At 38.5% G+C, this 12094-nt stretch carries 8 protein-coding genes and 1 pseudogene; all 9 read left to right on the forward strand.

Annotated elements, in window-relative coordinates; all coding sequences use genetic code 11:
* A pseudogene (locus tag WFK35_RS14545) lies at positions 1 to 251 on the forward strand (hypothetical protein); the annotation flags it as partial.
* Positions 248 to 1387: an EpsG family protein gene (locus WFK35_RS14550; protein ID WP_336733163.1), complete on the forward strand. Its 1140-nt coding sequence runs from the start codon at positions 248 to 250 to the stop codon at positions 1385 to 1387. The pseudogene WFK35_RS14545 and the gene WFK35_RS14550, both read left to right, overlap by 4 nt.
* A 312-nt stretch (positions 1388 to 1699) precedes the next feature.
* Complete coding sequence (locus tag WFK35_RS14555) at positions 1700 to 5167, forward strand: T9SS type A sorting domain-containing protein (protein ID WP_336733164.1); 3468 nt, start codon at positions 1700 to 1702, stop codon at positions 5165 to 5167.
* Between the two features lie 137 nt (positions 5168 to 5304).
* Complete coding sequence (locus tag WFK35_RS14560) at positions 5305 to 6453, forward strand: hypothetical protein (RefSeq protein WP_336733165.1); 1149 nt, start codon at positions 5305 to 5307, stop codon at positions 6451 to 6453.
* 51 nt (positions 6454 to 6504) lie between these two features.
* On the forward strand, positions 6505 to 9081 hold the full coding sequence (gene topA / locus WFK35_RS14565) for a type I DNA topoisomerase (protein ID WP_336733166.1): 2577 nt from the start codon (positions 6505 to 6507) through the stop codon (positions 9079 to 9081).
* 149 nt (positions 9082 to 9230) lie between these two features.
* Complete coding sequence (locus WFK35_RS14570) at positions 9231 to 9842, forward strand: Crp/Fnr family transcriptional regulator (protein WP_336733167.1); 612 nt, start codon at positions 9231 to 9233, stop codon at positions 9840 to 9842.
* Between the two features lie 66 nt (positions 9843 to 9908).
* A complete protein-coding gene (locus WFK35_RS14575; protein WP_336733168.1) occupies positions 9909 to 10487 on the forward strand; it encodes an NAD(P)H-dependent oxidoreductase in 579 nt (192 codons plus the stop codon).
* 63 nt (positions 10488 to 10550) lie between these two features.
* Positions 10551 to 11249: a type 1 glutamine amidotransferase domain-containing protein gene (locus tag WFK35_RS14580; protein WP_336733169.1), complete on the forward strand. Its 699-nt coding sequence runs from the start codon at positions 10551 to 10553 to the stop codon at positions 11247 to 11249.
* Positions 11250 to 11258: 9 nt separating this feature from the next.
* Positions 11259 to 12094 (forward strand): aldo/keto reductase (locus WFK35_RS14585; protein ID WP_336733170.1); only part of this gene is annotated, 836 nt, incomplete at its 3' end.

Here is a 12094-nt window from a genome sequence, read left to right on the forward strand (position 1 = left end):
TTAAAAATTTCACAAGTCCTTATAATCTTACAGGACTTTTATTTGGAGTCTTAGGAGTCTATTTCAGTTACAGTTTTTCTGATGAGACCGGAAAGATGATGATGAAAAAATATTTGTTTTTTGCGCTGCCGTATCTTTTAATGATTACTTTAGTGGGGCTTTTCTGGGAGACCAGATTGTTTATGCCTTTGCTGATTACGGGAATCGTAACGGCTTCTTATCAGTTTAAAAATAGTTTACCGGAAAGATGAGTTTACTGCATCCATATTATATTATTGCCATTCTCTATATGCTGTTTTTCAGCTATCAGGAAGTTTTTCATGGTAAGGTTGAAAAAAAATGGCTTTGGTTCTTGGGAATATACCTTATGATTATTGCAGGGCTTCGCGATCAGGTAGGACCGGATTACGGTAGTTATCGTGGGATTTATGTGTATTCGGATACCAAAGATTACATCTCGCTCATTATGAAGGGCTTGGGAATGAAGGGGCCTCAGCCGATTGAAGTGGAGTGGCTGTATGTATTCATCAATAAAATTTTGCTGAATGTCTTTGATGCGCCGTTTTATATTCTTACCTTGGTTATTGCCATTCTCGCCGTTTACTTTAAAGTAGAATATACGGATGATAATACGTTTTATCCGTTTACCTTTATGCTTTTCATGTTCATTCCCGGCTTTTTTATCGGGGAAAGCGGGCAGATCCGGCAAAATCTTGCTTCATTTATTGCTTATTTTGGAATAAGATACATTAAAGAAAGAAAACTGATTGCTTATCTTCTCTGTATCTATCTTGCAGCGGGGGTGCATACGGTTTGTTATATCCTAATACCGATGTACTGGTTGGTAAGAATACCGCTGAACAGATTTGTAATGCTTTTTATGATTATTACCTCTGTTTTCCTGTCTCCGTTTGAGGTGTATCGTGTCTTTGGGGATTTTATGACGAGTATTGCTTCAGACAGTACCGTTTCCATAGGTTTTAACGGTTATGTAGATGAAACGGTGGAAAGGCTTAACGGGGCGATTGGTATTCCTGAAGTGATGATGGCAATTCTCACCTTTTTCCTTTTCGCTTTTGATGAAAAGATGAAAGAGAAATTTCCTTATTATGAATACCATCGTGCTTATGTTGTAATCGGGGTTTGTTTTTATTTCATTTTCAGAGATAATCCTATTTTCTCTTCAAGGCTTGCGGGAGTATTCATCGGTTTTGCATATATTATCATTCCCAATGCAATGTACGTGGTTTCGGAAAATGTAAAAAAGATGATCTATGCTTTTATAATCGCTCTTACAGTGTTCAACTTTGTCGTTTTCTCAAGCTTTAAGAATATTGTAAACGGAAACTTCACATGGGATCTTTATAAGAATCATATTTTACCATAAAATGGCTTCAGACCTTTGTAAATAAAAAAGACAATGCTGTTTTGCGTTGTCTTTTTTTATTTAATTATCTGCCGAATTATCAGAGTATTAAAATTAATTCAACTTTATAACCAATATGTAAAAAGTTGATGAAAAATGCCTTAATTTCGTATAACCTAAGTTTGAAATGAGATATTAGCATCTATAATTATAAATTGTAGATGATTGTTTTATAAATTTATTTTATCATAATGTACTTTTATAAAATAAACTGATTTTTTTAATAAGGGTTTAAATGTTGTACTAGGTTGATAACATCACAAATTCAAGGATATGAAAAAGTCATTTACAAATCTTGCGGCACTTATAAGTTGCCTGTTTGCATATGAAGCTTATGCAAAAGAAAGTCCTGAAACAAAGAACTCTGGTTGGACAATATCAAAAAAAATATATTCCTCATATTCAGATTCTTTAGTGAAATCTTCACAGAAAGAAGGTCATCTTGTTACCATTAATGGAAAATTATTAGCTGCGGACTGGACAAAAGCGCCTAACAGTTATATTTTTGACCCAACACAAAGCAGCAGTGGTATTTACATTCCGGTAAAAAAAGCTTATGCAATGTGGGGACAGGATAAATTACTGGGCGGAACAGGAATTCCTTCCGGTAAAATAACGGCAGATGTTCTCTGGGAGGACGTTCATGGCTTAATAAAATCGGATCCTGTTTATCAGCTTGAGATAATAGATTCCGGAGAATATGCTAAAATTAAAGTTCCGGTAAATAAATCTAAAAAGGGTAATGCTGTCATTGCCTTCAGGGTAGATGGAGAAATCTATTGGTCGTGGCACGTTTGGGTTACAGATGATCCTTCCAACGGCTCTGCCTATAAAAGTTATCCCGAGGTAAAAAGACAAAAAGCAGACGGAACCATCGAAACGATTCCCGATGAAGAATGGAAATGGATGGACAGGAATCTTGGAGCGATAAGCAGTTCCATCACAGCAAACGACTGGAACAGGAACGGGGGACTGTTGTATCAGTGGGGAAGAAAAGATCCCATTCCGCCATTGGTTTACCGGGGGAATGATTTCTATGAAGTTTCAGGCTCAATAGGGAGAATTAGACACCGCGGAGCCAAAAACTTTACAGGAGCTGTTAATTTTGATAATTTAAGAAAATTTGTACTGCTTTCCAATGCAACGGTTTCCAATAATCTAAAGCTTTCGGTAAAAAATCCTTTGAGTTTAATTTACGTCAATAAAGATGATAACTCAGGAATTGCTTATTATAACAACAATGCAAATCTGATGGTTAATTGGTTTGGCAGAATGCCGGGGTTAAATGACAGCCAGTTACCGGAACTCAATCTTTGGTCAGATAATTCTCTGGGGAAAGTTACTTCAGGATATAATAAAGATACTGCTGCGCAGCCTTACCGGAGTAAATCTCCTTACGATCCCTGCCCGAACGGATGGCGGATTCCTTCGGTATTGGTAGCCAATTTAGCGTCGCCTGCTTATGTTGATGATATCCGGGTGGATTTTTCTCCGTTCGGCGTAAGAACAAATATGTCCAAAAATGTTTTTGAAAGCAATAATTACCATAAAATAAAACCTACGGATTCCGGAACACCAGGTTTTATAACCAATTTTAAACTGTATCCAAATTTCGGCTATGATCTTTCAAATGCAGGAGGTTTGGATATGGGAATTTTTCCCGGAACGGGAGCAATTGTTTGGAATGCGCATCAGGGGCAGTTTACGGATCAGCATCAGACCACCTTATGGACCGCAACGATGGCAAGACATTTTGATGCCACGCCTTCGGTAGGAGCAAGAACACTGTTTTTAATTCCTGATAAAATGCAGTCGGATATTCCGGATTCTAATTATCCTGATGTAAAAGGTCGGTACTGGTATTTTCCACTTGCCGGAAATTCTACAACAGATGCTGCAGGCTGCAGATGTATAAAAGATCCTCTGTATGTGGTAAACGAATATGATTTCCCTACAGAATATATCGTTTCCGAAACTGAATATCGTGAAGGTTTGAATAATCCGAATACGTATCAGGTCGTAAAAAATACTTCAGCTTTTACCGTGGAAATTCCTGTTAGCAAAGCCTTTTCTGTACAAAGTCAGCTTCTGAATAACAAAGATATTTTAAACTCAGTTAACTTTAATAATCTTAAAGCCAATGTTCTGTGGACAACCAATACAGGTTTAGTAAATAATGTTACCGTTGTTAATCCTTCACCGGCTTCTCTGGGAGAAATTTCTTCCTCCAAAATTACAGTCACTATTAATCCAAACCAGAGCGGAAATGCAGTGGTAACTCTGCATAACGGCAGCATCACCAATCCGGTATACTGGTCATGGCATATCTGGGTAACCGATACAGCTATTGGTTCATATAATTATACAACCGAATTACCGGTAACCTCAGTAACAAACTACGTGAATTATGTTCCGAAGGCAGATAATGTTTTTCAGACAGAATTTATGGATAGAAATCTTGGCGCGACCGATGCCTTTCCTGTTGTGGCGAATCCGTTAACGCCAACTACAGCAGAACTGGCAAAAATTAAAGCTTCTACAGGACTTCATTATCAGTGGGGAAGAAAAGATCCGTTGCCGATCTTCCAGTATGCAGACGACAGAACGTCTTATCCTGTCTATCTTGGAAATACCGCAAATGGAACTTTAACCTACACAACACTTTCTGCGGCTTCCTATAATGATTTAGCCGGAAATTATATTGTGCCCTACAATACCTACAGCAATTCAGTAAATGCCAATGTTTCGGCGGCGGATAAAATTTCAGATAAAGTTTCCAAAGTATTGTCGTACTCTGTGAAAAATCCTTTGGTTTATATGATTCCGAGTGCATTTGCACCGTATAACAGCACAACTCCTGTTTACACAAACGGAACCGACTGGCTCGCCAATGAACCCAATCTTGCTCCCGACCGATGGGGAAGAGGAGGCAAAAAATCGCCGTTTGATCCTTGTCCGGAAGGATGGAGGATTCCTGATCTTACCGGAGTTATGATATCAACGGGGCAGGATTTCGGATTCACTCCATGGTATAAAAAAGATAAAAATGCAGCCACTTCATACAGCATTATTACAGATTATCTGGGACAGAGAGTTCGAAGAAGTGCTTCCGCGAGTTATACCATCGGATATATATTTAACGATTCGTCTTATAAAACAGGAAACTATCCAAATTCCGGATCGCGTGGTTTCAGAAGTGTAACGGCAAACCAAACGGCAGCAGGAACGTATAATTTCATCAATTATCAGTATCCCGGAGTCTGGACCGCCGCTCTGAATTCAAATTATATCGGAAGACCGGTTAATATTTTATTTGATGCCGCTTCTACCGCCAACCGAATGATCGCTTTTCATGATAACAACGATCCGTATTTCGGGATGAGCTGCCGTTGCGTAAAAATTAAATATGATACGGAAGGAAATGAAGAAGGCGTAATTCCTAAGCTTCAGATTACTTCTTTACCTACTTCAAAGCCTTCTGCGGCTCTAAGTAAAAATGATGTTCAGGAGATCAGGGAAGATAAGATTTCATTCTTTCCGAATCCTGTGAAAGAAGAACTCCACATCAAAACTCCGGATAACAGGGAGGGATATTATTATCAGATCTACAATATGTCCGGACAACTGGTAAAATCCGGAAAATTTGAAAACGGAAAAACCAGTCTTTCGTCATTAATGACCGGAACCTATTTGCTGAGAATTAACGATTCAAAAGAGATAGTAAAAATCATTAAGGAATAATTGATATAAAATAGCAACCCAAAGAGAAATAAAACGGTAATTAAGTTAAAATCATTATTTTTGAGTCTTAAATAATGAAAACAAACTGAAAGCTGTTTTGTTTCTCTTTTTTTGTTCCAAATTTTTCAAAACACATTATGAGGCTAGAAAAAGTCGTATCGAATTTCAATATTAAAATTGGTATCTATTTTTTAATTGCCGTTACGGCTGTTTATACGCTTGTATTCACTTACTATTACAATTTTAAGGACGACGGATATATTCTTGGAGACTGGCTCATTAATTATCAGGACGGCGGTTTCAAAAGAAGGGGGCTTTCTGGAAGTTTCTTTTTTCTTTTGCAGGATCTTACCGGATTACGGCTGAATTATCTTGTTTATTTTGTTCAGTTTTTAATTATTTCAGGATTTTTCTGGCTGTATACCAAACTCATCCGGTATAAAGCCACCGATTTGCTTTATTTTTCACTTTTACTGTCTTCCATTGGTTTTGTGGGGCTTTTAAATACGGTAACCTATGTCGGAAAAAAAGAATTTATCGTTTTCCTTTTATTTACATGGTTTACCTACTTATTAGATAACGATAAACTATCGAACAATAAAGAATATTTTTTCTGTATCGCACTTTTCATCACCACATTTCTGCACGAAGTTGTTTTATTTTACGTCCCTTACTTTGCCATTGCTTTACATCTTAAAAGTGGAAAATTTGAATTTAAAAGATATATCAAATATTTTCTTTCTGTCGGAATTCCTACCATTCTGATTCTTGCTTTTGGTAAAAACGTAAATGAAGGAATGTCTCTTCACATTCTCGCTGAGCGTGGGGTTCATCCCACCTACGGAATTTTTTACTGGAACATCAATGAAAGAGATTACATCAGACAGCACAGCAATGAATATATACTGTATTTTCTGAGTTTAGCATTAAGTATTTTTCATATAGGGTATTATTTAAAATTTCTAAATGACCGAAAGGTTTTATCTATATTGTTAATCGCAGCCTTTTTGTTTTCATTTCCCCTGTTTTATCTCGCCATCGATTGGGGAAGATGGATGTATATTCACATGATGCTCATAATTGTCCTTTTCGCTTTATTGTTAAGGAAGGAGCGCAGTATTTATGCTTTCGAACCGATTGTTATTAACCGTAAATTTTACATCACCCTTTTCATCATTATTTTCTCATTATTATATAGAGTAGAGATGTCCGGAAAAGGCTTTACTTTCGAAGGAATTATCTACAGAGTCTTCGTTGCGCCGCTTGAATTATTAAATAAAATGTAATTCAAAAAAACTATCTAATAAAAAAACTTTACTTTTGCAAAAATTTCTGGAATGTCGAAAAATTTAGTAATCGTTGAGTCACCGGCAAAAGCAAAAACTATTCAAAAGTATTTAGGTAAGGATTTCGAAGTAAAATCAAGCTTCGGACACATCCGGGATTTGCCTAAAAAAGGAATGGGGATTGATCTGTCGACCTTCAGTCCGGATTACGAAGTTTCCGCCGACAAAAAGAAATTGGTAACCGAACTGAAAGCTGCCGTGAAAAAAGCCGATATGGTCTGGCTGGCTTCCGATGAGGACCGTGAAGGAGAAGCTATTGCGTGGCACTTGGCGGAAGAACTGAAACTGAAGCCCGAAAACAGAAAAAGAATTGTTTTCCACGAGATTACCAAAAATGCCATTTTGAAATCTATTGAAAATCCCAGAGATATCGATCAGAATCTCGTAAACGCTCAACAGGCAAGAAGAGTTCTCGACAGGATCGTAGGTTTTGAAATGTCTCCTGTACTCTGGAAAAAAGTAAAACCGGGATTATCTGCGGGAAGAGTACAGTCTGTTGCCGTAAGATTAATTGTGGAGCGAGAAAAAGAAATCCGTGAGTTTGTACCGAAAGCAAGTTTCAAACTGGACGGAATTTTCTTAAATAAAACACAGCAGGAAATTTCTGCGAAACTTAAAAAGGATTTCGACAAAGAAGAAGAGGCTGAAAAATTCTTAGAACAGGCAAAAACTACCGAGTTTAAAGTTTTAAATGTTGAAACAAAACCCGGAACACGTTCTGCTTCTGCACCTTTTACCACTTCTACATTACAACAGGAAGCTTCCTCAAGACTAGGATATAATGTAACGAACACGATGCGTCTTGCGCAGAGATTATATGAAGAAGGATACATTACCTATATGAGAACCGACTCGGTAAATCTTTCTCAGGAAGCGATTGAAGGCGCAAAAAAACAAATTATCTCAGAATACGGAGCGGAATATTCTGCACCGAGAAATTATACCACAAAATCGGCTTCTGCACAGGAAGCGCACGAGGCGATCCGTCCTACAGATTTCGCTGTGAAAACAGTGGGAGATGCCCAGTTGAACAGATTATACCAGTTAATCTACAGAAGAACACTCGCTTCTCAGATGGCGAATGCTAAAATTGAGAAAACGGTAATTGAAATCGGGAACGCAAAACTTCCGCAGCATTTTGAAGCACAGGGTGAAGTGATTATTTTCGACGGTTTCCTGAAAGCTTACGGAATTGTAAAAGCTGAAGAAGATGACGAAGAAAACAACGAAAAATTGCTTCCGAAAGTAACCGTAGGAGAAACCTTAGATTATAAAAAAATAACCGCAACCGAAAAATTCACAAGACCGAGCGCAAGATATACCGAAGCAGGTCTGGTAAAAAAACTGGAAGAATTGGGAATCGGTCGTCCATCGACGTATGCACCGACCATTCAGACTATCCAGAATCGTGAATATGTTGATAAAAGAGAAATAGAACCGCAGACAAGAGAAGTGGTAAAAATTTCTTTAACCAACAATACCATTAAAAAAGAAGTCCTTGACGAAAAATTCGGAGGGGATAAAAATAAATTCGTTCCAACGGACACGGGTGAAGTTGTAAGTGATTTCTTAACCGATAATTTTAAGGAAATCTTAGATTACGGTTTCACGGCAAGAGTAGAAGAGAGCTTCGACGAAATTGCAAACGGTGACCAGAAATGGAAAGAAATGATGACGAATTTCTACTCGAAATTCCATCCGAGAATTGAAGATGTAGAAGAGAATGCAGACCGGGCAACGGGAGACCGACTTCTGGGAGTAGATCCGAAAACAGGGAAAAATGTTCACGCAAGAATCGGAAGATTCGGAGCAATGATCCAGATCGGGGAAACAGACGATGAAGAAAAACCGATCTTCGCTTCGTTAATGGCAGGGCAGAATATCGCAACCATTACTTTTGAAGAAGCACTGGAACTGTTCAAGCTTCCATTCGATTTAAATGAAGTGGACGGACAGCCGGTTTCTGTGGGAGTCGGAAGATTCGGACCGTATGTGAAATGGGGAGAAACGTTCATCAGCATTCCGAAAGGAGAAGATCCGCTATCTGTAGATCAGAAACGTGCCGAAGAGATTATCAACGAAAAGAAAATCGCCGATGCGCCGATCGCGACTTACAAAGGGGAACCGGTAACGAAAGGAACGGGAAGATTCGGACCTTTCATAAAGTACAAAGATATTTTCGTAAACGTTCCGAAGCGATACGATTTTGAAAACCTTTCTCAAAGCGACATCAATGAATTAATTGATGCCAAACTGGAAAAAGAAGCGAACCGATACATCCAGCAATGGGAAAAAGAAAAGATCTCCATTGAAAACGGAAGATGGGGCCCGTTTGTTAAATTCGGAAAGGCAATGTTCAAGATTCCGAAAAAAGCGGACGATACCAAATATGAAGGAGAGGAGTTAAAAGAAATTTCTCTTGATGAGGTTAAAAAATGGATAACCGATCAGGATCCGAAAGCTTTTGCAGAGAAAAAGAAACCTGCGGCAAAGAAAGCAACAACCGCTAAGAAAACAACCACTACCAAAAAGGCAACGGCAACAAAGAAGCCTGCCGCAAAAAAGTAGAAGGATTTAAAATAGAAAAGCACAGATTTGGGTCTGTGCTTTTTGCTTTTCTATGAATTCATCTTTAAATTAAAACAATAATTCTTTCTCTTTTAATCGGATACAGGTTTATTAATCAAATGATTTTATAAATTTGATAAAACAAAAAAATGAAGGAAGCCCAAAATATATATCAGCCGATTATAGATTATTTTGAACGTGTTGCCGCTTTAAATGAAACCGAAAAAGATCTTGTTAAAGAGTTGTTTACCTATCATAGCTTTAAAAGAAAGGAATTTTTATTGCGTGAGGGAGAAATCTGTAATAAGTTCTGTTTTATTATAAAAGGCTGTATGCGGATGTATATGATCGATGAAAAAGGGACCACTCACATTCTTCAGTTCGCTGCTGAGAACTGGATTATTGTTGATGCTTTGAGCTTTAGACAGCGTACTGCTTCAAACCTCAATATTGATACTCTGGAAGCTTCCGAAGTTCTGTACATTACACCGGAAAACTTAAAGTTGTTATATGAAAAAGCGCCGATATTCAATTATATTATTCGTGATCTGCTGGAGAAACATTTAACAACGATCCAAAGAAGGCTTCTGCAATACATGAGTTCTACGGGCGAGGAAAGATATCTGGCTTTCCTGAAAACGTATGCCCAGTTTGCCAACAGGCTTCCGCAAACCCAGATTGCGGCTTATTTGGGCATTACTCCGGAACATTTAAGTAAAATACGCAAAGACATTACCAAACCCAGACATTTTATTTCTTAAGATACATTAAGGGTAAGAGGCACTGTGCCGTTCTACATTTGCATTATCAAATTAAAATAAATGAAAATGCAAAATGTACTGATTGTCTCCGGACACCCCGATTCTGAAAATTCTTATGCCAATACAGCCGTTTTAGAGAATATTTTAAAACTTTTTCCCGATGCCGGAATAAGCCGTTTAGACCAGCTTTACCCTAATTTTCAGATTGACGTGAAATCTGAGCAGGAAAAACTTGTAAATGCGGATGTCATTATCTGGCAGTTTCCCCTGCACTGGTATTCTTTTCCGGCTTTGATGAAAAAGTATATTGATGATGTGTATGCTTTCGGTTTTGCACACGGTACAGGCGGAGATAAGCTGAAAGGTAAAAAGCTGATTCTGTCATTCACTACAGGCGCATCAGAAGATTTGTATGATTATGGAAAAGCAATGAATTATCCGATTGGGGATTTTCTGCCTCCGCTTATCCAGACTGCAAAACTTTGCCGGATGGAAATTCAGGAGCCTGTTTATTCCATGGGAATGCAATATATCCCCGGCGTTTATCCCTTTGAAACTTTAGAAATTATAAAAGCCAAGGCTAAAGACCATGCCCACAGATTAGCTACCCTGGTGAGTGAAGCACTAATGACTAAGAAAGATTAAACACAAATTTCATTCATAGAATTATATAACAAACTGAAAAATAAATTCAAACAAAACAAAAAGATGAATACAGTATTAAAACCCGTTCTTTGCGTTGTTACAAGCAATAATGTAAAAGGATCTACAGGCATTCCGACAGGATTCTGGTTAAGTGAATTAACGCACGTTTTAGAACAACTGGAAAGATTAGGTGTACCCTATGAATTAGCTTCTGTTAAAGGTGGGGAACCTCCCGTTGATAAAGACAGCCTCGATGCGTCTGATCCCGTAAATGAACATTATCTGAATGATGCGGAATTTCAGCATCAGTTAAAAAATACCATTAAGATCGATGATGCAGATGCTTCCGGATATTCCGCAATATTTTTTGCAGGCGGTCACGGTACCATGTGGGATTTTGCAGACAGCGAAGGCATACAGAGAGTGACGAAAGAAATTTATGAAAACGGAGGTCTTGTTTCGGCGGTTTGTCACGGTCCTGCAGCATTAGTGAACGTTAAGCTAAGTGACGATACGTATCTGGTAGACGGTAAAAAATTAGCCGCTTTTACCAATGACGAAGAAGCGGAAGTTCAGGCTACGGATATCGTTCCTTTTCTTCTGGAAACCGCTTTGATTAATCACGGAGCATTGCATCATGCAGCATCGAACTGGACGAAAAATGTAATCGCGGACGGTCGTCTTATTACAGGACAGAATCCGGCTTCCGCAGCAGGTGTGGGAGAAGAACTTGCAAAACAGCTTACCAATAAAAGCAAATAAAATTCAGCGATGAAAAATTTACCAAAAATAGCATTAGGAACATGGTCCTGGGGAGCAGGTTTTGCAGGAAGCGATCAGGTTTTCGGAAACCATTTAACCACCGGTGAGCTAAAACCCGTTTTTGATGAGGCAGTGAAATCAGGACTGAACTTGTGGGACACTGCATTGGTTTATGGCATGGGATCTTCAGAAAAAGTACTGGGAGAATTTATAAAGGATTATCCGCGTGAAGATCTGTTCATATCAACCAAGTTTACCCCTCAGTTTGCAAAAGAATCGGCTAACCCTGTGGAAGAAATGCTTCATCAAAGCTTTGAAAACTTAGGAACAGAGTATGTCGATTTTTATTGGATTCACAATCCCGTAGGAGCGCCCAAATGGGTTTCCCACCTTATCCCTTTATTGAAAAGCGGAAAGGTGAAGAATGTAGGGGTTTCCAATCATAATCTGGAGCAGATTAAGCAGGCAAATGATATTCTGGCAAAAGAAGGCTTTAAAATTTCTGCCGTTCAGAATCATTACAGTTTATTGTACCGTTCTTCGGAAGATGCGGGAATTTTAGACTACTGCAACCGCAACGATATCACATTCTTTGCTTATATGGTTTTGGAGCAGGGAGCTTTATCGGGAAAATACAATACGCAGAATCCTTTGCCTGAAGGAAGCGGAAGAGGCAATACCTACAATAAGATACTTCCTCAGTTGGAAGAGTTGACGAATGCAATGCGCATTATTGGAGAGCGTAAAAATGCTTCAGTTGCACAAATTGCTGTCGCGTGGGCGATCGCAAAAAAAACGTTGCCCATTATTGGTGTGACAAAAGCTGCTCAGGTAGAGGAGATGCT

The organism is Chryseobacterium sp. VD8 (assembly GCF_037149975.1).
Taxonomy (GTDB): domain Bacteria; phylum Bacteroidota; class Bacteroidia; order Flavobacteriales; family Weeksellaceae; genus Chryseobacterium; species Chryseobacterium indicum.